Below are 22092 nucleotides of genomic sequence, written 5' to 3'. Positions count from 1 at the left end.
GGGATCACACCAGAAGGTCGAGGGCGGTTTCGAGGTCGACCTCGGTGTGGTCGACGTTGACGAAGAAGCGCAGCCGGCACCTGTCGCGCTCGACGGCCGGATAGCCGATGGGCATGACGTTGACGCCCTGCTCCAGCAGGGAGTTCGACAGGGCCATCGTCTTCTCCCAGTCGCCGGTGATGACCGGGATGACGGCGGACGCCCGGGAGACCCCGATGTCCAGGCCGCGCGCGCGGGCCCCGGCGCGGAAGAAGTCCGACAGCTCGCGCAGCCGGGCCACGCGCTGCGGCTCCTTGCGGACGACCCGGATCGCCTCCAGGGCCGCCGCCGCGTTCGCCGGCGAGATGCCGGTGCTGAAGATGTGCAGGGGAGCGGTGAAGCGCAGGTACTCCACGATCGGCTCGCGGGCCGCGATGTAGCCGCCGAGGCTGCCGATCGCCTTGCTGAGCGTGCCCATCCACAGGTCCACGTCGGCCCGGTCGACGGGGAAGTGCTCGCCGATGCCGCGCCCGGTCTCCCCGAGCACGCCCACCGAGTGCGCCTCGTCGATCATCAGCATCGCGCCGTGGCGCCGCTTGACCTCGACGAACCGGGGCAGGTCCGGGATGTCGCCGTCCTGGCTGTAGGCACCCTCGATCACCACGAGCGCCCGCCGGTGCCGGCCGCGCAGCGCGGTCAGGATCCGGTCCAGGGCCTCCCAGTCGTTGTGCGGGAACGGCCGCCGCCGCGCGCCGGAGAGCACGCAGCCGCGCACGGTGGAGTCGTGGCTCCACTCGTCGTGGACGATGAGGTCCTCCGGCCCGAACAGGTGCCCCACCGTGGCCACGTTGGTGGCGTGGCCGCCCGCGAAGACGATCGCCGCCTCCGTGCCGAGGAACGAGGCGATCTCGGCGTCGAGCTCGTGGTGCAGCGGCGTCTCGCCGAAGAGCAGCGGGGTCGCCGACGCCGACGTGCCGTACTGGTCGATGGCCTCCTTCGCGGCCTGGCGCACCTGCGGATGGCCCGAGAGCGCCAGGTAGTTGAAGGCGGCGAAGTTCACGACCTTGCGGCCGCCGATCGTGGCCTCCGCGGAGTTGAAGCCCTCGTGCGAGCGGCCGTACGGGTTCGCGCCGCCGGAACGGGCCTGCCGCAGCCGCCCCTGGAGCTCGGCGTACTCCGCCCACTCCTCGAACGCGTACTCCTGCTTCACCGCCGGCCGCGCGGGCCGCGGCACCACGGGCGGAACGGCCTGCGCCGGAGAGGGGGAGGGGGAGGGGACGGCGACGGGGGCCTGCGGAACGGGTCCGCCGCCGTCGCCCAGGCGGTCCACCAGGTCCCGTACCGTCGGGTCCTCGGGAAGGTCACGGTGCAAGTCGTCCATCCGATCGGGGAATTGGGCGGCGATGCTGCGCTGCAGATCGGTCCGCATCAGCGAGTCGAACCCCAGGTCCACGCCCAGGCGGGCGTACGGCGGGATCTGATCGGCGGGGAAGCCGCAGATCCGCGCGATGTGGCCGAGGACGCTGCCCTCGACGCCCGCGCCGGCGGCCGCCGGGACGTACGGTTCCCGCGGCGCGGGAGACGGCGCGGCGGACGGCGTGGAGGTCGGTGCGGCGGCGGTGGGCAGGGCGGGGCCCGTCAGTGCCGATCGCCGCGCCTGCTCCGCGGGGGCCGTGAACCAGTACGACTCCCGCTCGAAGACCGCGTGCGGCACGGGGACGTGCCGCGGCGGGTCCTGGCCGTCGAGCGCGGCCCAGTCCACGGCGCCGCCCGCGCAGTGCAGCCGGCCCAGCGACTGCAGGAGCGATTCCCACGCGTCGCCGCCGCGCCGCAGCGTCGGCAGCCACAGCGGTGCCGGGACGTCCGCCGTGCCGGGCTCGGCAGCGGTCATGGACCGGCCCAGGTTGAGGAGCGTCGGATGCGGGCCGACCTCCACGAACGCGTCGCAGCCGAGACGGCGCAGCGTTGCGAAGCCGTCCGCGAAGCGCACCGTGCCGAGCATGTGCGCGCGCCAGTAAGCGGCGTCGGGGCGGCCGGTGAGCTCGCCCGTCGCGTCGGAGACCCACGGCACGGCGGGCTCCGCGAAGGCGATCCGCCCGGCCGCCTCCAGCAGCGGCCGCGCCGCGCCCGCCATCAGCGGCGAGTGGAAGGCGTGCGAGACGACCAGCGGCCGTACGGTCACGCCGCGCCCGCGCAGGGCCTCGCCCGCCGCGGCGATCTCGGCGGCCTCGCCCGACAGCACCAGGTGGTCACCGGTGTTGACCGCGGCGACCGCGACCGAAGCGAAGCCCTCCGCCACCGTACGGACCGCGGCCGCGTCGCCGACGCACGCGATCATCGCGCCGTCGCCGGGCTGCGCGTCCATCAGCCGCCCGCGCTCCGCCGCCAGGACCAGCGCGTCCTCCACAGACACCGCACCGGCCACGGCCGCCGCCGCGATCGCGCCCGCGCTGTGCCCCAGCACGGCCGCCGGGCGCACGCCCAGCGACGTCCACACCCCGGCCAGCGCGATCTCCAGCGCGACCAGGGCCGCCTGGCAGTAGCGCGTGCTGCGCAGCTGCGCAGCCCCCTCCTCGTCGAGGAGCAGCCGGGTCAGCGGCGTCCCGAGCAGCGGCCGCAGCACCGCGTCCGCGCGGTCGAGCGTGCCCGTGAACGCCTCGTGCGCGCCGTACAACTCCTTCGCCATGCCCGTGTACTGGGTGCCCTGACCGCTGAAGAGGAACGCCACCTTCGGCTCAGGCCGGCCCGGCACGTGGCCGCGGACAGCCGCCGTCGAGGGGCGCTCGCGCACCAGGTCCTCCAGCGCGGCGTCCAGATCGGCCGCCGACGCGCCGGTGAGCACGGCGCGGTGCGCCAAGTGCGCGCGCCCGGTGTTCGCCGAGCGGCACACCGCCCGCAGGTCCGCCTCCGGGTGCGCCGCCAGATACGTGCGGTAGTGACGTGCGAGCGTGGCCAGGGCGGTCGGCGTGTGCCCCGACAGGCACAGCGCGTGCCGCGGGCGCGGAGATCCCCCGGCCGGGGCGGCGGGCGTCGCCTCGGGCGGCGCTTCGAGGACGACGTGCGCGTTGGCGCCGCCGAACCCGAACGAGCTCACCCCGGCGCGCGCCGCGTCCCGCACCGGGAGCGCGCGCCGCTCCGTGGCCACCTCCAGGCCCGCGCCCTCCCGGTCCAGGCCCCGGTTCGGCGTGGTCAGGTGCAGCGAGGCCGGCACCTGGCGGTACTTGGCGACCAGGGCCGCCTTGATGAGCCCGGCGATCCCCGCGGCCGCCTCCAGGTGACCGATGTTCGTCTTCACCGAGCCCACCAGGCACGGTTCCCGCGCGGCCCGCCCCTGCCCGTACACGCCCGCCAGCGCCTCCCACTCGACGGGGTCGCCGAGCGCCGTGCCCGTGCCGTGCGCCTCGACGTAGCCCACCGCGGAGGCCTCCAGGCCCGCCTGGGCCAGGGCCCGCGCCATCACCGTGCGCTGCGCCGACCCCTTCGGGGCCGTCAGGCCGTTGCTGCGCCCGCCGTGGCCCACGGCGGAGCCGCGGATCACCGCGTGGACGCGGTCGCCGTCGGCCAGCGCCGCGGACAGCGGCTTGAGCAGGACCAGGCCGACGCCCTCGCCGCGCACGTAGCCGTCGGCCGCGTCGTCGAAGGTCCGGCAGCGCCCGTCCGCGGAGAGCATCCCGCCCTGCGCGAACGCCACCGACAGCCCCGGCGTGATCATGAGGTTCACCCCGCCCGCGAGCGCCGTGCGGCACTCGCCGGCCCGCAGGCTCTGGCACGCCATGTGCACGGCGGCCAGGGAGGACGAGCACGCGGTGTCCACGGCGAGGCTGGGGCCCGCCAGGTCGAAGTGGTACGAGAGCCGGTTCGCCGCCACCGACTGGGCGTTGCCGGTCGCCGAATAGACGTCGACCGCCTCCAGGTGCGGCATCTGCAGCTCGGCGTAGTCGTGGCTGCTGATGCCGACGAAGACGCCGGTGTCGCTGCCCGCCAGGCGCGCGGGCGGGACGTGCGCGTCCTCGAAGGCCTGCCAGGCGACCTCCAGCAGCAGCCGCTGCTGCGGGTCCATGCGCGCGGCCTCGCGCGCCGAGATCCCGAAGAAGCGGGCGTCGAAGGCGTCCACGCGGTCCAGGAAACCGCCGTGGCGGGGGGCGTCGACGAGTGCCGGGTCCCAGCGGTCGCGCGGCACCTCGCCGACGGCGTCGCGGCCGTCCAGCAGCAGGCGCCAGTAGCTGTCCACGTCCGGGGCGCCCGGGAAGCGGCAGCCCATGCCGACGATCGCGACGGGCTCGCCGGGGGCGGGTGCCGCCGGGGCGGCCGTCGTCCGGGGACGCTCCTGCGTGCCCAGGCGGGCCGCCACCGCGCGGACGGAGGGATGGTCGAAGACCAGGCCCGCCGGCAGCTCGCGCCCCAGCCAGGCGCCCAGCTCACCGGCAACGGCCACCGCCTGCCGGGAGTCGAGCCCGAGAGAGGTGAACGGCAGGTCCCGGTCGATCGCAGAGGCCCGCAATCCGAGCCGCCTCGCGATCCGCGCGACGAGCCACGCCTCGACATCGGCGGCGCCGGGCGCGCCGCCGGGTGCGCCTTCGCCGGGCGTACGGCCGGGCGGGTGCGCACCGGGTGCGTCGCCGGGCGTGCCCGCGCGAGGTCCTTCGCCGGGTCGGCCTGCGTGCATGCCCGGGCGGGGGCCTTCGGCGGGCCGGCTCGCGTGCGCCTTCGCGCCGGGCCCGGTGACGGCCGTGGCCGTGCCGTGCGCGGGCCCGCCGCCCGGCGCTTCCGCGCCTGCGCCGGACCCGTCCGCGGGGCGGTTCTCGTGGGTCCCACCCGCAGCCGTGGTCGCGCCGGGCCGTTCCGCGGCCGCGTCCGCGGCGGTTGCGTACGCGTCGGAACCGGCCGCCAGCACCAGCTCGACCAGCGTGTCCGCCGTCGGGCTCACCAGAAGCTCGCCCACCGCGACCGGCACGCCGAACTCCCGCTCCAGCTCGGCCACCGCGTCCAGCAACCCCGGGTAGTCGAGGCCGAGTTCGGCGAAGCCGCGGCCTGCGACCTCCTGGGTTCCGGTGGTCCGGCCAAGCACGCGGGTGACGGCCGCCACGACCTCTTCCCGGCCCGGTCCGCCCGGTCCGCCCGCTGCGCCCGCCGCGCGGGCCACGGGGCCGGGGCCCGCGTCGTCGTCGCGGACCACGCTGGCCGCCACGACCTCCAGTCCGAAGCCGGTCAGGCCCGCCCGGCAAGCCTGTCGCTGGATCTTGCCGCTGGTCGTCTTGGGCACCGTCGACCGCTTGAGCAGGACGACGGTGTGCGGAGCGACCTGGTGCTCCTCGGCGATGGCGGAGCGCAGCGCGGCGAGGGCCGCCGCGGGGTCGCCGCCGCCGGTCTCGTAGACGAGGGCGAGCTGTTCGCCCTGGGCGGTGGGGATGCCGAAGGCGGCGCCGCAACCGGGGCGGACGGCGTCCGTGGCCTTCTCGGCGGTCAGTTCGACGTCGTGCGGGTAGTGGTTGCGGCCCTGCACGATGACGACGTCCTTGGTGCGGCCGACCACGTAGAGCTGGCCGTCCCGCAGGAAGCCCAGGTCGCCGGTGCGCAGGTGGGCGGTCTCCGCCTCGCCGGCGATGCGGGCGCGGAACGACTCCTCGGTGGCGGCGGGTCGGTTCCAGTAGCCGTCGGCGACGTTCGGCCCGGCCACCCAGATCTCGCCGACGCGGCCCTCGGGCACCCGGGCGCGGGTCTCCGGGTCGACGACGGCGACCTCGACGTCCGGGACGGGGCCGCCGCAGCCGACGACCCGGGTCACGCGCTGCGCGCCCTCCGCGGCGGGCTCGGCCTCGCCGCGGGCGAGGGCGCCGGTGTCGAACGCGCCGAGGACGGGCGGCCGGCCGGCGCCGGTGCCGGTGACCATCAAGGTGCCCTCGGCCAGGCCGTAGCAGGGCAGCAGGGCCCGGCGGTCGAAGCCGCTGGGGGCGAAGCGGTCGGCGAAGCGCTCCAGCGTCTCGGCCCGTACGGGTTCGGCGCCGTTCAGGGCGAGCCGCCAGGCGCTCAGGTCGAGGGCGTCGCGCTGTTCGTCGGTGATGCGGCGCAGGCACTGCTCGAAGCCGAAGTTGGGCGCGACGCTGGTCGACGCGCCCGTGCGGGAGAGGGTGTCCAGCCACAGCAGCGGCCGCCGCACGAAGGTGGCCGGTGCCATCAGGTGGGCGGGGAAGCCTCCGTAGAGCGGGGTGAGGATGCCGCCGATGAGCCCCATGTCGTGGTAGGGAGGCAGCCAGGAGACCATGCCGGAGTCCTCGTCGTGCTCCAGGTGCAGGTGGATGGAGCGCAGGTTGCGGACGAGGTTGGCGTGGGTGACCATCACGCCCTTGGGGTCGGACGTCGACCCCGAGGTGTACTGAAGGAAGGCGAGGGAGTCCCCGGAGGTGCCCGGCTCGTGCCAGGCGTCGGCGTCCGCGGGCCCGAGGTCGGCGGCCGTCAGCCAGGTCAGTCCGTCCAGGCCGAGCGCGGAGATCTCCTGCGGCTTGGCGCGGGCGGCGTCGCGCACGTCGGCGGTGGTGTAGGCGTGGGTGGCGCCGGAGTCCCGGGCGATGGCCGCGAGCCGGGGCATGGTCTGGCCGAAGCGGGCGCTGTCCGGCGGGTAGGCGGGGACGGCGACGGCCCCGGCGTAGAGGCAGCCGAAGAAGGCGGCGATGTAGTCCAGGCCGGGTGGGTGGAGCAGCAGGACGGGTTTGCCGCTCAGGTTCTCGCGCAGCAGCCGCCCCGCCACGGTGCGGGCGCGCAGGTCCAGTTCCCCGTAGCTCCACGACTGGCTCGCGTCGTCGGCACCGGGGAGAAAGCGGTAGGCGAGCGCGTCCGGCGTGCGGTCCGCGCGGCACCGGAGCAGCGCGGCCACGGTCTGCGGTTCGCCGCCCGGCCGGAGCTTCCCGTTCGGCCGGAGCTTTCCGTTCGGTCCTCGACTCAAGGTGGTCTCCGTCATTTGCTGGCAGTGCCGGCAGGCTCTGCGGTGGGCTGGGCCGCCTCGTGGTCAAGGCGCCGGTAGTCGGTCTTGCCGTTGGCGTTGTGCGGGAGCCGGTCGAGGCAGGTGGCCGCCTGGGGCAGCATGTAGCGGGGCAGGACGCGGGCGCAGTGCTGCTTGAGCTGCACCAGGCCGGGGCGCGGGGCGCCGGGGCGCAGCGTGTAGTAGACGGCGATGCGGCCGGAGGAGCCCTCCTGCGGGTCCGCCTTGACCAGGACGGCGGCTTCGGCGACGGCGGGGTGCGAGAGCACCGCGGCCTCGATCTCGCCGAGTTCGACGCGGTAGCCGTTGAGCTTGACCATGCGGTCCTTGCGGCCGCGGTAGACCAGCAGGCCGTCCTCGTAGCTGACGAGGTCACCGGTGGGGTGGCGGCCCTCGCAGTGGAAGGCGGCGGCCGGCTCGTCGGGGCGCCGCCAGTAGCCGGGGGTCACGCAGTCGCCGCCGACGACGAGTTCGCCGATGGCGCCGGGCACGTCGACGGGCCGTCCGTCGGCGACGACGCTCACGCGCGCGCCGGTGATCGGCGCCCCGATGGGCACCGGCGTGTCGCGCAGCAGGTCTTCGGGGCGCACCCGGTGGTAGGTGCAGACGTTGGTCTCGGTGGGCCCGTAGAGGTTGTACAGGGCGGTGCCGGCGGGCAGCCGGTCCGCGAGGGCGCGCAGCTGCGGGATCGGGAAGACCTCGCCCGCGAAGAGCACGTAGCGCAGGCTGCGGGTGACGTCGGGGGTGAGCACGCCCGATGCGGTGAGCAGGTGGAGGACGGAGGGCACCGAGTACCAGACGGTGATGCCGTGCTCGCGGATGCCCGCGGCCAGTGCCGGGACGTCCCGGGCGGCCGCGTCGGCCACGATCCACACCGCGGCGCCGACGGACAGCGCGACGAACAGGTCGAAGGTGCTGAGGTCGAAGTTGAACGACGCGTGGTTGGCGAACACGTCGCCGGGGCCCACGTCGAGTTCGGTGCGGGCCCAGCCGGTGAAGTTGGCCAGGTTGCGGTGGGAGATCCGCACGCCCTTGGGTACCCCGGTCGACCCGGAGGTGTAGAGGATCGCCGCCAGGTCGGCGGGCTGGAGCGCGGGCAGGATCGTCACCCGTCCGGCCCGGACCCGGGCGAAGTCCTCCCAGGAGTGGACGGGCACGCCGCGGACGTGCCCGGCCGGTGGCTCGCCGGTGGTGACGACGGCCGTCAGGGAGGAGGGCAGCTCCTGGCCCGCGAGCAGCTCCAGGTGGCGGCGGTCGGTGAAGAGCACGACCGGCTCCGCGTCCCTGAGGATGGTCCCGGCCCGGCCCGCCGGCTGCCCGCCGTCCAGGGGCACGTAGGCGCAGCCCGCCTGCAGCGCGGCCACGATCGCCCCGGCGTAGTGCGGGTGCTTGTCCATCCAGACGGCGGCCCGGTCACCGGTGCGGACCCCGAGGTCGAGCAGCCGGCAGGTGAGCGCGTCGACGGTCGCGGTGAACTCGCCGTAGGTCAGGGGGTGTTCGCCGACGAAGGCCGGGCGGTCGGCCTGCCCGGGGGGCAGGTCCCGCCGCAGCCGGATCACGCTGGTGTTGAAGGCGCCCATGTCGTGTGCACTTCCTCGCTCAATCGGATCGCGGCAGGACGCCGGTCTCCGTCGCGGACTCGATGAAGATCTCCGTCGCGAGCTCCAGGTCCTGCGGGGTGTGCTCGCAGGTGACGCTGACCCGCAGGCGGGCGTCGCCGAGCGGTACGCCCGGGTAGACCACGGTCTGGCAGAACAGGCCGCGCGCCCGCACGGCGCGTCCCATCTCCATGGCCTTGCGCTCGTCCCCGATGACGATGGGGAGGATGGCGCTCTCGGTCCGCTCCAGGTCGAAGCCGGCCTTGCGGAGGCGGTCGCGGAGCGCGCCGATGTTCGCCCAGAGCCGCTTGAGGCGTTCGGGCTCGGCCTCGATGACGTCCAGCGAGGCGATCAGCCCGGCGGCGACGCCGGCGGGGATGTTGGCGGCGAACACGTAGGAGTGGGAGTAGTAGCGCAGGTACTCGACGACCTCCTCGTCGCCGGTGACGAAGCCGCCCATGCCGGCGAGGGCCTTGCTCATGGTGCCCAGCTCCAGGTCGACCTCGCCCTTGAGGCCGAAGTGCTCGGCCGTGCCCGAGCCGCGCGCGCCCAGCACGCCGGTGGCGTGGGCGTCGTCGACCAGCACGCGGGCGCCGTAGGTCTTCGCCAGCCGGACGATCTCCGGCAGGTCGCAGACGTCGCCGTGCATGCTGAAGACGCCGTCGGCGACGATCAGCGTGCCGCCGCCCGTGGGCTGCTCCGCGCCGCGGCGCAGCACCTGCTCCAGGTCCTGCATGTCGTTGTGCTGGTAGATCCTGCGGACGCCGCCCGAGAGCCTGCTGCCGTCGACGATGCTCATGTGGTTGAGCTTGTCGACGACGAGCGTGTCGTAGCTCTTGACCAGGCCCGAGATGGCGCCGAGGTTCGCGGCGTAGCCGCCGGGGTAGACGATGGCGGCCGGGCGCTGCTTGAAGGCGGCCAGGCGCCGTTCCAGCTCCTTGTGCAGCATGTTGGTGCCGCCGATGAAGCGGGAGCCGGTGTGGGTGGCGCCGTAGGTGCGGGTGGCCTCGCACACCGCCTCGATCACCTTGGGGTGGTTGGCGAGCCCCAGGTAGTTGTTCGAGGCGAACATGAGGAACTCGCGCTCGCGGCCCGCCAGTTCGTCGTAGATGACGGCCCGGTTCTCGCAGCGGGAGAGCAGCGGCATGCCGTACCAGTACAGCCGCTCCTCCTCGCGCCTGCGCCGGTACGCGCCGAAGCTGCGGGCCTTGGCGAAGAGGTCGGGGTCGCGCTGCTCGACGAAGTCCTTCATCGAACGGCCGTCCCAGGAGCCGTCCCCGGCCCGCGCGGCCCCTTCGCCCGCCGGCGTCGCCAGGGCGGCGAGTTCGGCGGCCAGGCCGCGCAGCGTCTGCGCGGTGACCGCGCCCACCGCGGACTCCGGCAGGCCCAGCTCCTGCGCGGCCTCGGCGACCAGCGAGGTGAGGATGACGGAGTCGATGCCGAGCTCGCTCTCGAAGTCGGCGTCGAGGGCCAGCTGGCCGCGCTGGTACTGCGTCTGCCGCACGGCGGCGGCCAGCACCGCCTCCAGCACGGCGTCCGTGCCCTCCGGCCCCGCCGGCAAGCCGCCCTCCACCACCCCGGCGGGCACGCCCAGCGCGCCCTCCACCCGGGCGACGAGCTCGCGGATCGTCGTGATGTCGCCCGGCAGCCGCTCCTCGATGCCGAACCGCTCGCCGACCGAGACCAGGATCGACTCCAGGATGACGGAGTCGATGCCGAGGTCGCCCTCGAAGTGGCTGTCGGGAAGCAGCTGGGACTCGTCGTAGAGCGTCCGCTCGGCGACGATCCCCACGACCTCGCGGTGGATGCGCACGGTCTCCTGCGGGCCGTCCATGAGGTGTGTCATGCGGTGGTCGCTCCTTCCCCTGCCTGCAGCCGGCCGACGAGGTCCGTGATCGCGTTGACGGAACGGAAGTTCGCCGGCGAGATCTGCCGCAGCGGCACGGTGACGCGGAACTCCTGCTGCAGGTAATGGACCAGGTCGAAGACGCCCGCCGAGTCGATGATGTTCAGCTCGTCGATGGGCGTGTCCGGCTCCAGCCCGCCGGCGTCGCCGTCCATCCAGACCTCGACGATGTAGTCGGTGATCAGTTTCTGAGGGGTCATCGCTTTCCTTGCCGTCAGTCGCGGTCGAGGGCGGGCCAGGTGAGCACCGTCGCCCCCCAGGTGAGGCCGCCGCCGAAGGCGGTCAGCAGCACCCGGGCCCCGGGCCGCAGCGTCCCTCCGGCGTGGGCGTGGTCGAGGGCCAGCGGGATGGAGGCCGCGGCCGTGTTGCCGACCTCGGCGATGTTCCCCGCGCAGCGCTCCTGCGGGATGCCCAGCTCGTCGGCCAGGCGGGCGGTGATTCTGTGGTTGGCCTGATGGCTGACCAGGTGGTCGACGTCGCTCACCCGCCACCCGGCGCGGTCGAGGACGGCGCGCGCCGAGCCGCTCATGCGCTGCACGGCGAGCCGGAAGACCTGCTTGCCCCGCATCGTGAAGTAGCGGTCCTCCTCGCGCGGCGCGTGCGGCCGCCGCTCGGAGCCGCCCGCCGGCACCGTGATCAGCTCCAGGCCGTCGCCGTCGCTGCCGAGGTCGAAGGGGCCGAGCGCGCCGGTCTCGCCTTCCGTGCCGGGCCGCAGGACCAGTGCCCCGGCCCCGTCCCCGAAGATCACGGCGGTGGAGCGGTCGGCCGGGTTGAGGATCCGGGAGAACGTCTCCGCGCCGATGACCAGGACCCCGTCGGAGGCGCCGCAGGCGATGAGCCCCGCCGCGGTCGCCAGGGCGTAGACGAAGCCGGAGCACACGGCGGCGACGTCGTACGCCGCGACGTGCCCGAGGCCCAGCTTGCCCGCCACGGTGGGCGCGGTCGCCGGGCAGGGCCGGTCCGGCGTCGTCGTCGCCACGACCACGGTGTCGACCGGCCGGCCGCCCGCGGACTTCAGCGCCTTGGCGCCGGCCCCCGCGGCCAGGTCGGAGGTCGCCATGGAGTCCGGGGCGAAGTAGCGCTGCCGGATGCCGGTGCGGGAGCGGATCCACTCGTCGGACGTGTCGAGCGCCGCCACCAGCTCCTCGTTGGTGACGGGCACCGGCGGCAGCGCACTGCCCACGCCGGCCACGACGGCCGCCCGCGTCACCGGGCACCGCCGCGGCGCCGGGGCCCGGGCTCGGCATTGCGGAAAGGTGGGGGGCTGGGACGGAAGCAAACCACGCGAGCGCTCCTCCGATGCGGACAGCCGGACGGCTCCGGCGTGCCGAGTCTGCTCACCCGGGCTGACCGGACGCTGACGGATGGCTGACCCGGTCCGGGGTCAGCCATCCGTCAGCAGCCCGTCAGCGCGCCCGTCCAGACTTGCCGCACACCGGGCCGGACGGCGTGCCGGAAACACCCCGGTGACGCACCCGACCCCACGGGAAAGGCGGACCGCACCATGAGCCCTGTCTACGACAAGCTGGTGGACCTGCTTGTCGACCGCTTCGCGGTGGACCGCGCTGCCATCGGCCCGGACGTGACCTTCGAGGAACTGGAGATGGACTCGCTGTTCCTCGTCGAGCTGCTGCTCGTCATCGAGTCCGAGTTCCAGGTGAAGATCGGCGAGGAGGCCGCCGCGCCGACCGACACCATCGCCACGGTGGTGAAGGTGATCGCGAACGAGATCGCGGCCACGGCGCCGTGAGCGCCCCCGCACCGGTCGCCGTCACCGGCCTCGGCCTGGTCACCGCGGCCGGCATCGGCACCGAGGCGACCTGGGACGGCGTGTGCGCGGGCGTCTCCGCCGCCACCCGCAACCCCGCCCTCGAAGGGCTGCCGGTGGACATCTCCTGCACCGTCCCCGGGCTGGACCCCGCCCGGCACGTCGGCCGCCGCAGCGCGCTGATGCACGACCGCTTCACGCAACTGGCGCTCGTCGCCGCGCGCGAGGCGGTGGCCGACGCCGGGCTCGATCCCGCACAGTGGGACGGCGCGCGCGTCGGCGTCGTCGTGGGCTGCGGCCTCGGCGGCGTCGGCACCTGGGAGGAGCAGCACCGCCGGATGCTGGAGCACGGCCCGGCGAAGGTCTCCGCGCTGCTCGTACCGATGCTGGTGCCCAACATGGCCGCCGGGAACCTGGCCATCGACCTCGGCGCGACCGGCCCCAACCTCGTGACGGCCACCGCCTGTTCCTCCGGTGCCACCGCCATCGGCACCGCGGCCCAGCTGCTGCGCGAGGGCGCCTGCGACGTCGTCGTCACCGGCGGCGCGGAGGCCGGCGTCAGCCCGCTGATGGTCACCGGCTTCGCACAGATGGGCGCGCTCTCGCGGAGGCTGGACGAACCGGCCGCCGCCTCGCGGCCCTTCGACGCCGGCCGCGACGGCTTCGTCATCGGCGAGGGCAGCGGCATCCTCGTCCTGGAGCGGGAGGCCGACGCGCGCGCCCGCGGCGCCCGCGTCCGCTCGCTCCTCGCCGGTTACGGGGCCTCCGCCGACGCCCACCACCTCACCGCGCCCGAACCCGGGGGAAGGGCCGTCCTCGCGGCCGTCCGCACGGCCCTGGACCAGGCCGGCACGGCCCCCGGCGACATCGGCCACGTCAACGCCCACGGCACCTCGACCCGCCTCAACGACGCCGTCGAAGCCGCCACCTTGCGCACGGCGCTCGGCGACGGCGCCGCGGTCACCTCCACCAAGGGCGTGCTCGGGCACACCCTCGGCGCCGCGGGCGCCATCGAGGCCGCGCTCACCGTCCTCGCCGTCGAACGCTCACTGATCCCGCCGACCGCCAACCTCGAACAACTGGACCCGGCCGTCGAACTGGACGTCGTCGCGGGCGGCCCCCGCAAGACGGCCGTCGAGGCGGCGCTGTCCACGTCGTTCGGATTCGGCGGGCAGAACGCGGCGCTGGTCTTCACCGCGGCGTAGGCCTCCGGCGGTTCGCGGATGGCGTGCTGATGCTGCCGGCCACGCACATTCCGCCGGACCCTCGCCGCGGTGGTGCACCGCCGTGGCGGCGGGGGCGTTGCTGCTGTCGCAGCAGGCCGCTTCTCTCCGCTGCGCGGGGACTGCCGGCCGCGCTTGCCGCCGGCCCGCCTGCCGTGCCGCTCGGTGCCGACCCACCGAGGAGGTCCCGCCGCGACGGCGAGACCCTCCGCGGCGAGGGTCCGGCGGAACGCGCGGCCACGGTGACCGACCCCACCCGACAACGGAAGCAGGTGCGTCCATGAACGTCACCGTCCCGGAGGACGAGCTCCGGGAACTCGAACAGCAGGTCCAGCGCGCGCTCGCCGCAGGCGACCCCCGCGGGCTGACCGTCCTCGGCTACGGCGAGGTCACCCTCGTCCTCGCCCTGGAGACCGAGCACGGCGCCTTCGCCTGCAAGAGGCTGCCCGTCTTCGACGGCCGCGAGCGCTTCGAGGCCTACGGGCGCACCCTCGAGCAGTACCTCGACCGCCTGCGCGCGGCCGGCATCAACGCCGCCGGGACCCGGCTGTGGCACACCGAGCTGCCCTCGGGCAGGATCGTCGGCTACTGCGTCCAGCAGACGCTGCCCGTCAAACGGCTCGTCCCCCACCTGCTGCACAGCGAGGGCGACGCCTGGGCCGAGGACTTCTTCGCCCGCTTCCTCGACCGCGTGCACGGCGCCGTCTCCCCGATCCTCGGCCTGGACGCCCAGGCGTCCAACTGGATCGACCTCGACGGCGAGCTCGTCTACCTCGACGTCACCTCGCCGCTGATGCGCGACGCCCGCGGCCGCGAACGCCTCGACGTCCGGCTGTTCTTCACCTCGCTCCCCTGGATCCTGCGCGACCCCGTCCGCATCGCGACGGCCAAGTCCATCTTCGACAAGTTCTACACGCCGCGCGGCGTCGTCCTCGACTTCCTCGGCAACCTCCACAAGGAGAAGCTGGCCGCCCTGATCCCCGGCTTCCTCGAACAGGCCAACGCCCGCATCACCCCCGCCCTCACCGCCGAGGAGGTCGCCAAGTACTACAAGGGCGACGCCTCGATGTGGGAGCTTCTCCAGCGGCTGCGCAAGGCCGACCGCGCCTGGCACCTCAAGGTGCGCCACCGCCCCTACCCCTTCCTGCTGCCGCCCGATGTCGAGCGCTGACACCCTCGCCGCGCGCCCGCACCGCCGCCCGGGCGCCCTCGCCGGCGAGACCCTGGCCCTCGACCCGGCGCGCCCGCTGCACCTGGCCCGGCCCGCCGAACAGCTCACCGTCGCCGTGGTGTCCATCGCCTGGCTGCGCGCCCAGGGCGACGCCGTCCGCGCCGCGCTGGAGGCCCGGCACCTGACCGACGACGAGGCCGCCCACGCGGCGGGCCTGCGCCTGCCCAAGCGCCGCTACGAGTGGCTCGCGGGCCGCCTCGCCGTCAAGCACGGGGTCCTCGCCCACGCCAGGCGGCACTGGGGCCGGACCGGGCGCACCCGCGACGTCCGGGTCGGCGCCGTCGCCCACGGGCTGCGGGCCGGCAAGCCGCTCGTCAACGCCCCTGTCGACGTGGGCCTGTCCCACTCCGGCGACTTCGCCATCGCCGTGTGCGGGCCGCGCCCCGTGGGCGTCGACCTGGAGCACGAGCGCCGCATGCCGCCCCTGCTCGCCTCGCTGCTGACCGCCGGCGACCAGCGGGCCGCGGCCAGCGCCGACCCCGACCGCCGCCGCCTGGCCGGCATGCCCCTGCCGCTGCGCTGGGCCTGCAAGGAGGCCGTCCTCAAGCACTTCGGCTTCGGCCTGCGCATCGACCCGCGCGAGGTGGCCCTGCACGCCTGGCGCGACGACCACAGCTACGCGTGGCGGCCCGGGCCCGACCTCCTGCGCCACGCGCCCTCGGCGGGCGACGGCCGCCTGCACAGCTGGGCCCGGCGGATCGACGGCTACTTCCTCGCCCTGGTATGGACGTGATGAACGGACCCATGACACCCGCGACTTCCCGCTCTCCCGGCCTCGGCGCTCCTTTCCCCGAGGCCCTGCGGCACGCCACCGGCATCGCCGCCCTCAGCCCCTCCTCGCACAACTGCCAGCCCTGGGCGCTCGCCCGGCTGGAGAGCCGGCCGGCGCGCCGGGCCGCGGCCGACCTGCTCGGCTGCCCGGACGACGGCACGCACGTCTACCTCGCCCTGGCCGTCGACCGCCGGCGCAGCCTGACCGCCCTGCCCGCCCACCTGCTGGAGATGCGGCTGAGCTGCGCCGCCTACTGGCGGATGCTCTCCCGGGCGCTGGCCGCACAGGGCTGGGAGGTCGTGCGCGAGCGGGCACACGACAGCGGGGGCGCCGGGGGAGGCGGGAAGGCCGCCGACTCCAGGCTGCCCGGGGGCCCCTGGCCCCGCGACTGGTCGCTGCTGTGGACGGCGGCGCTGCGCCGGACCGGAGAGGCCGCCGAGAGCGTGGACGCCCTGGCCGACGCCGCCCGCGCCCGGCACACCAACCGCGGCCCGTACGACGAGGAGCCCTTCGCTCCGGGTCTCCTCGGCGAGCTCGCGCGTCACCCGCCCACCGGGGGACCGGCGACAGCGATCCGCCACCTGACGAGTCGTCAAGATCGTGCCGACTTCGCGGACTTCCTGGCCCGTCACGGAGGGATCGATTTCAGCCACGCGGCAGCCTGGCGGGAAACCCACTCGTACATCCGTTGGAGCCCGGCTGCGGTGCGCGCGCACGGCGACGGCTTCCCCGTGACCCAGCTATTCGGGCCAATGTCGGCCCGGCAGCGGCTCGCGAAACGGATCGCCCTGTCCCCGCCGGTGATGAAAGTCCTGTGCCGCTTCGGTTATGACCGCTCGCTCGCCGGCGGCGCGGCCGCCGAGGTCCGCCGCACCCCCGCCGTCGTGCTGATGAGCTTCGCGGAGGAAGCCCCCGGGGTGGCCGACGCCTTCCGGGGCGGCGCGCGCATCGCGGACTACTGGCTGCGGGCCGCCGGCGCGGGGCTGGCCCTGCATCCCCTGAGCGTCCTCATGCAGCACGACACCCTGCGGGCGATGCTCCAGGAGCAACTGGGCCTTTCCGGCAGGCTCTTCTTCATCAGCCGCGTCGGCCGGCCCCGCACGGCCTTCCCCCCGGCGCCCCGCAGCGCCGGAGCAGCGGAGCACCGCACTGTCTGAAAGCACCCGCCGGGCACTTCGGGTCACGCAGCGTAAGAGGGGCAATCCGGGCCGGCGCGGCCCGTCCGCCGGGCCGCCGGAAAAGCAGCGGAACATTCCGGCCAGGCCCGGAACCCGTACGCCGCGCGGTCGGGGATACTGCTCCTTGCCGCCGCCTTTACCGTGACATATTTCCGCCAAAACCTCGCAGGACGCCCGGTCGTCAGTTGCCGCTGGCGTACAGTCGGATGAGACGTTCAGGGGGATGCCGTGGCCACGGAGATGACGTCATTGAGCCATCGAACCGCCGACGGGGGGACTTGTGCGGTCTTCACCCCCACAACCCCGTCGGCCACAATAGCGCCTGCTCCCCGAAGTGACTCCGTTCGGAACCGTTCCGTTAACTGGAAGCAGGCTCGATGAGTATGCGCATACTCCTGTGCTGCGACAAGCTCATCCTCGGCGCAGGTATGCAGGCACTGCTGGGCCAGCACGGCCTGGACGCACACACGAAAACGTCCGTGCGCAGCACGGTGGCGGCCGCCAAGGAGATGACTCCGGATGCCATTGTCGTCGTGGCCCCCGCGCTGAGCATCGACGACACCAGCGAACTCGCCGAACTCTCCCGGATGGCCAAGGTCATCCTCCTCGCCCGGCCCGACACCACTCCCCGCGCGTTCGAGGCCCTGCGCATCGGCGTGCGGGCCGTGCTCTCCCTGGAGGACCCTCCGGAGGAGCTGATCCGCATGATCAAGACGGTCATCGAGGTCGACGCCATCGTCGCCCCGCTGACCGCCCGCAAGGCCCTCGACCAGCTCAGGACGGAGCAGCCGCCCCTTCCCGCCCCGCCGCCCGCCGGCGCCCTGACCCCGCGCGAGGCCGAGGTGATGCTGCTGCTCGCGCAGGGCCGGTCCAATGCGGAGATCGCGGAGAAGCTCTCCATCTCCAACACCACGGTGCGTTCCCACGTCCACCACGTGCTGCGCAAGCTCGACGCCGGAACCCGTGCCCGCGCGGTGGCCATCGCCTACGAGACGGGTCTGATCGACGCCATGGAGCGGCAGGCCCAGGGCCGCCTCTGAGGGCGGCGCCCCGGAGCCCGTCAGACTGCCGCGACCCGGTATCCGGGCTCCACGCGGACGCCGCTGATTTCGTCCACGACCTCGGCCATTCCCTCGAAATCGGAGACCAGCCGGGCGAAGGCGTCGCTTGTCGTGTCCCGTTCGAAATCGGCCCTGCTGCTCACCCCGATGACTTCGAAGAAGTGGACCGGCGCCGCCGGGTCCGCGGATACCCGCTGCACGCTAAATGACAACACGCTCGGGAGTTCCGGGCAGGTGGCGTAGTCGGTCTCCTTGACCCATGTTTCGAAATGGGCGGGAGTGACGTTCGGGCGGAGTCGAATTCGGTGCACAATCATGTCCACGACGCCGGTTATCCCCTCTGTATTCTCTCGCGGTTCACGGCGGCCGGCCGTCCCGCCGGCCGGGGTCTGCGCAACATCACCGGCGCTTTCGGGAACGCCGCCCGGCCAGGCCCAGCGCCCGGGCCGCATTGTTCTTCTGGATCTCGTTCGTGCCGGAGAAGATGCGGGAGGGCAGCGCGTCCCGCAGAAAGGTCTCGGCCTCGCCGCCGAGGATCCCGAGGGCCCCGCGCAGCTGCACGGCGTCCAGCCCCAGCTGCACCGCCGCCTCACTCACCGCGATCTTGGCCAGGGCCGGGGCGACCTCGTCGTCGCTGCCCGCGGCCAGCCCGCACGCGGCCTTGTACAGCAGCAGCCTGGCCGACTCCAGGCGGATGGTCATGTCGACCAGCCGGTGGCTGACGGCCTGGAAGCCGCCGATGGCCGCGCCGAACTGCTCCCGGTCCCGGGCGTAGTCGGCCGTGGACTCCAGCACGCGCTGCATCGCCCCGACGTAGGTGGCGAACAGGCAGGTGCGCTCCCACTTCATCGAGGACGAGAAGATGCTCGCCCCGGCGCCCTCCTCGCCGAGCACGTTCGCCGCCGGCACCACGCAGTCCGCCAGGTGCACGTCGGCCATCGGCGAGCCCCGCAGGCCGACCTTGTCGTAGCGCGGGCCCACGGTCAGGCCGGGCGTGTCCGCTTCCACGACGAACGTGGTGAGGCCGAAGAAGCCGCCGCCGGGCGACGTCGCCGCCTGCAGGACGAACACGTCGGCGACGGGGGAGTTGGTGGTGAAGCACTTGCTGCCGTTCAGCACGTACGCGTCGCCCTTGCGCGTGGCGCGCGTCCGCAGGTTCAGGGCGTCGGATCCCGCGTGCGGCTCGGTGATGGCGTGCGCCGCGATCGCCTCGCCCGAGGCGAGCGGCGGCAGCCAGCGCTGCTTCTGCTCCTCGGTGCCGAACTCGGTGACCGGCATGACGGCGGCGAACAGGTGCGCGGCGACGGAGAAGGCGAAGCCCTGGTCGGCGCAGCCGTAGCCGAGGGCCTCCATCAGGGCGGCGGTGGTCACGGCGTCGAGGCCGCTCCCGCCGTACGCCGCGGGCACGCTCGCGCCCACGATGCCCTGCTTGCCCGCGAGCTGCCAGCGGCGCCGGAACTCCAGCGGATCGTGCGCCGCCGTGCCGTCGCCGAGGTCGCGCCGGGCGAAGCGCACGACCATGTCGCGCATCTGAGCGGTCTCGGTGTCGAAGTCGAAGTTCATCGTGGCCCGTCCAGGTGTTCCTCGATCAGCACGTGATAGTTGATGCCGCCGGTCCCGAAGGAGCTCACGCCCGCCCGCCGCGGCCGGCCGGGGGCCGACTCCCAGGGCGCCGAGGCGGTGGAGACGCGCGCCGGGATGCGGTCCAGGTCGAGCTCCGGGTTGACGGCGGTCAGCCCCGCGTTGGCCGGCAGCACCCCGGTCCGCAGGGCGTAGAGCGCCCGCAGCAGCCCGGCGCCGCCCGCGGCCGCGAAGGTGTGGCCGAAGAACGACTTGGCGGAGCCGATCTCCAGCGGGCGCCGCCGGTGCGGGCTCGCGTACACCCGTGCCGCCGCGGCGATCTCGACCCGGTCGCCGACGCGGGTGCCGGTGCCGTGGGCCTCCAGGTAGCCGACGTCCGCCGGGTCGAAGCCCGCCTGCCCGAAGGCCTGGCGCATCGCCCGCACCTGGCCGTCGGCGTCCGGTGCGATCAGGGACTTCGCGTCGTTGGACGCCCCGATCCCGCACAGCAGCCCGTGGATCGCGTCCCCGTCGCGCCGCGCGTCCGCGTAGCGCTTGAGCAGGAAGAGCGCGCAGCCGTCCCCCGGGGTGAAGCCGTCGGCCGCCGTGTCGAAGGGCGTGATGCGCTCGTGCGAGAGCAGCCCCAGCGCCGAGCACAGCACCATGTCGCGGGCGTTGCAGGGCAGTTCGACGCCACCCGCCAGGGCGTAGTCCACGCTGCCGGAGCGCAGCCGGCCCACCGCCAGGTCCAGTGCGGCGAGGGACGACGCGCACGCCGCCTCGATCCCCAGCGGCACGGCGTCCAGCCCGTACTCGCCGGCGATCACCGCGGCGACGCCCCCGGCGAGGGAGCCGTCGAGGTCTTCGGGCCCGGCCGGGGCGGGTTCCGCGGCGTAGCGCTCGCGGACCAGGTCGAGCAGGGTGGCCACCCCGGTCGCGTCCAGGTGCCCGAGCGCCGCGAGAGCGCCGACGGCCGCCTCGACCTCGCCCAGGGCCAGGCCGGCCGCCGCGCGCCGCTCCCGGGACAGGCTCAGGTTGGTGCCCACCGCCACCAGGCCCCGGCCGGCCGGCCGCGCGGCCGCCTGCCCGCGGCGGGCCAGCAGCTCCCCGGCCACGCACAGGGCCACGCGCTGCGCGGGGTCCATGGCCGCGTAACGGTGCGGCGGGATGCGCAGCCCCTCCGGGGGCGCTGCGGGCACCTCCACCGGGGAGCCCAGGTCGGTGTAGCTGTGGGTCAGGCTCAGCTTGCCCGGCCGGTGGTAGAGCTCCCGGTCGAAGAGGGACTCCGGCAGCGGCCCTATCCGGTCCCGCCCGGCGAGCATGGCGGCCCAGAAGGCGTCGGCGTCGGGAGCGTCCCCGAAGCGTCCCCCGAACCCCACGACGGCCACGGGCTCGGGCGCGGCGGCGGCGCGCGCGGGGCGCGGCCGGACCGGCGCGGGCACGGCGGCCGTCTCGTGCTCCTCCAGGACGAGGTGGCAGAGCGTGCCGGTCAGCGAGGCGCCGCTGACGGCGGCGCGGCGCGGTGCCCCGCCCGCTGCCGGGGCCCATTTCCGCGGCTCCGTCAGCGTGCGCAGGGGCGTGCCGTCAAGGTCCCGCGCCGCGCCGGGCTCCAGCGGCAGCTGGGCCGGCAGGCGCTGGTGGTACAGCGCCAGCGCCGCCTTGGTGACGCCGGCCAGACCGGCGTTGGCGAAGGTGTGCCCGAGCCGGTCGCGCACGCTGCCCACCACGATCGAGCCGGGGTCCACGCCCGCGAACACCGAGGTCAGCGCGGCGAGTTCGGCTTCGGTCGCGCGCGGCACGCCGGAGCCGCCGCACTCCACGTAGCCGACCGTGCCCGGCTCCGCGCCGCACTCCCGCAGGGCGGCCCGGGCCGCCTCCGCGTGCCGCTCCACGGAGGTGGAGTAGCGGAAGACGCCCGGGCGCCCCTGGTGGTGCACCGCGCACCCGCGGACCGTCGCGTAGACGCGGTCCCCGTCGCGGACCGCCGACGACAGCCGTTTGAGCAGCAGCGCGCCCACGCCCTCGCCGAGCGCGAAGCCGTCGCCGTCCGCGGCGAAGGGCCGGGTGCGGGGCGCGAGGAGGCCCTTGGCCGCGAGCGCCGCCCGCAGGTACGGGCCCTCCTCGCGCTGGCCGGTCACCACCAGCACGGCCTCCGACAGGCCGCCGCGCAGGCTGTCCAGGGCGTGCGCGACGGCGAGGAACGACGTTGCGTCGGCCGACTCCAGGGCCAGCGTGCGGCCCCGCAGCTTGAACGCCCCCGCGATCCGGGCGGGAATGGTGCTCGCCATCTCCCCGACCCGGTCGTGCGGCGAGGCGCCAAGGCGCCGCACCAGGGCCGTGCGCAGCTCGTCGGCCGCCTGCGCCGCCGCACGGGCCGAGCCGCCGAACTCGGGCGCCGACACCGCCCGTTCCAGCTCACGCGCGTACCGGCTGCCCTCGACGCGCAGCGCGTTGGCGTACTGCCGGTCGAGGCCGGAACACACCCCGGCCACCACGTCCGTGCGCTCGGCCTGCAGCGTCCGCTCGCCGGCCTTGGCGTCCTCCAGGCACTCGCGGGCCGCCTCCAGCATCAGCAGCTGCATGCGCGTCAGCGCGCCGGCCTGCGCGGGCGGAATGCCGAACCGCGCCACGTCGACCTCGATCGCCGCGAGCGAGGGCGGCGGGCCGTCCCCGGGCGCCGGCGGGGGCTCGGTCAGGGCCCTCCAGTAGGCGTCGGCTCCCCGGACGCCGGGATACAGCGCCGCGATGCCGACGATCGCGACGGGCTCGGCCTGAGAGGGACAGGCGGTGTCGTCCTGCGGTGGGCGCGCGGTGCCGGCGGCACCTGTCTCTTATACACA

The 22092-nt window shown here is 74.6% G+C and carries 14 protein-coding genes; 6 read left to right on the top strand and 8 right to left on the bottom strand.

The features are described from left to right. Positions 1 to 4: 4 nt before the first annotated feature. Genes ACSNOG_RS15250 through ACSNOG_RS15230 form a run of 5 tightly spaced genes read right to left on the bottom strand, consistent with a single transcriptional unit; the run spans position 5 to position 11669 of the window. Positions 5 to 6919, bottom strand: coding sequence for an aminotransferase class I/II-fold pyridoxal phosphate-dependent enzyme (locus tag ACSNOG_RS15250; RefSeq protein ID WP_436753185.1), 6915 nt, complete (start codon positions 6917 to 6919; stop codon positions 5 to 7). An 11-nt stretch (positions 6920 to 6930) separates the two neighbouring features. Then, positions 6931 to 8535 (bottom strand): D-alanine--poly(phosphoribitol) ligase, encoded by a 1605-nt coding sequence (locus tag ACSNOG_RS15245; RefSeq protein ID WP_436753184.1) that lies wholly within the window; start codon positions 8533 to 8535, stop codon positions 6931 to 6933. A gap of 19 nt (positions 8536 to 8554) precedes the next feature. Next, entirely contained in the window at positions 8555 to 10399 is a 1845-nt protein-coding gene (locus ACSNOG_RS15240; protein ID WP_436753183.1) for an aminotransferase class I/II-fold pyridoxal phosphate-dependent enzyme, read from the bottom strand. Beyond that, on the bottom strand, positions 10396 to 10659 hold the full coding sequence (locus ACSNOG_RS15235) for an acyl carrier protein (RefSeq protein ID WP_436753182.1): 264 nt from the start codon (positions 10657 to 10659) through the stop codon (positions 10396 to 10398). Before ACSNOG_RS15235 ends, ACSNOG_RS15240 begins: the two co-directional genes overlap by 4 nt. 14 nt (positions 10660 to 10673) lie before the next feature. Next, positions 10674 to 11669, bottom strand: coding sequence for a beta-ketoacyl-ACP synthase III (locus ACSNOG_RS15230; protein WP_436753181.1), 996 nt, complete (start codon positions 11667 to 11669; stop codon positions 10674 to 10676). Between the two features lie 294 nt (positions 11670 to 11963). Here ACSNOG_RS15230 and ACSNOG_RS15225 point away from each other — a divergent pair, with 294 nt between their 5' ends. The 6 genes from ACSNOG_RS15225 to ACSNOG_RS15200 all read left to right on the top strand — a co-directional run bounded on the left by ACSNOG_RS15225 (position 11964) and on the right by ACSNOG_RS15200 (position 17671). Next, the gene (locus tag ACSNOG_RS15225; RefSeq protein WP_179083350.1) at positions 11964 to 12209 is read left to right on the top strand and encodes an acyl carrier protein; all 246 of its coding nucleotides are present in this window, start codon (positions 11964 to 11966) and stop codon (positions 12207 to 12209) included. Next, positions 12206 to 13432 carry a beta-ketoacyl-[acyl-carrier-protein] synthase family protein gene (locus ACSNOG_RS15220; protein ID WP_436753180.1) on the top strand — a complete coding sequence of 409 codons (1227 nt, stop codon included), beginning with the start codon at positions 12206 to 12208 and terminating at the stop codon, positions 13430 to 13432. Before ACSNOG_RS15225 ends, ACSNOG_RS15220 begins: the two co-directional genes overlap by 4 nt. Before the next feature lie 298 nt (positions 13433 to 13730). Then, on the top strand, positions 13731 to 14621 hold the full coding sequence (locus ACSNOG_RS15215) for a DUF6206 family protein (protein ID WP_436753179.1): 891 nt from the start codon (positions 13731 to 13733) through the stop codon (positions 14619 to 14621). Continuing rightward, positions 14608 to 15414, top strand: coding sequence for a 4'-phosphopantetheinyl transferase family protein (locus ACSNOG_RS15210; protein ID WP_436753178.1), 807 nt, complete (start codon positions 14608 to 14610; stop codon positions 15412 to 15414). Before ACSNOG_RS15215 ends, ACSNOG_RS15210 begins: the two co-directional genes overlap by 14 nt. An 11-nt stretch (positions 15415 to 15425) precedes the next feature. Continuing rightward, the gene (locus tag ACSNOG_RS15205; RefSeq protein ID WP_436753177.1) at positions 15426 to 16610 is read left to right on the top strand and encodes a RedV protein; all 1185 of its coding nucleotides are present in this window, start codon (positions 15426 to 15428) and stop codon (positions 16608 to 16610) included. 398 nt (positions 16611 to 17008) lie between these two features. After that, a complete protein-coding gene (locus ACSNOG_RS15200) occupies positions 17009 to 17671 on the top strand; it encodes a LuxR C-terminal-related transcriptional regulator (RefSeq protein ID WP_436753176.1) in 663 nt (220 codons plus the stop codon). A gap of 20 nt (positions 17672 to 17691) precedes the next feature. Here ACSNOG_RS15200 and ACSNOG_RS15195 read toward each other — a convergent pair whose 3' ends face one another. The 3 genes from ACSNOG_RS15195 to ACSNOG_RS15185 form a co-directional block, all read right to left on the bottom strand. Continuing rightward, positions 17692 to 18009, bottom strand: a complete 318-nt coding sequence (locus tag ACSNOG_RS15195) for a RedY protein (RefSeq protein ID WP_436753199.1) — start codon at positions 18007 to 18009, stop codon at positions 17692 to 17694. 82 nt (positions 18010 to 18091) lie between these two features. Continuing rightward, complete coding sequence (redW, locus tag ACSNOG_RS15190; RefSeq protein ID WP_436753175.1) at positions 18092 to 19255, bottom strand: L-prolyl-[peptidyl-carrier protein] dehydrogenase; 1164 nt, start codon at positions 19253 to 19255, stop codon at positions 18092 to 18094. Then, positions 19252 to 22008, bottom strand: a complete 2757-nt coding sequence (locus tag ACSNOG_RS15185; protein ID WP_436753198.1) for a polyketide synthase — start codon at positions 22006 to 22008, stop codon at positions 19252 to 19254. The genes redW and ACSNOG_RS15185 overlap by 4 nt, the downstream gene beginning before the upstream one ends. Positions 22009 to 22092 lie beyond the last annotated feature (84 nt).

Source organism: Streptomyces sp. URMC 124 (genome assembly GCF_051386455.1).
Taxonomy (GTDB): Bacteria; Actinomycetota; Actinomycetes; order Streptomycetales; family Streptomycetaceae; genus Streptomyces.
Note: the sequence above shows the minus strand (reverse complement) of the source record. Positions and strands in the feature narration are given on the sequence as shown.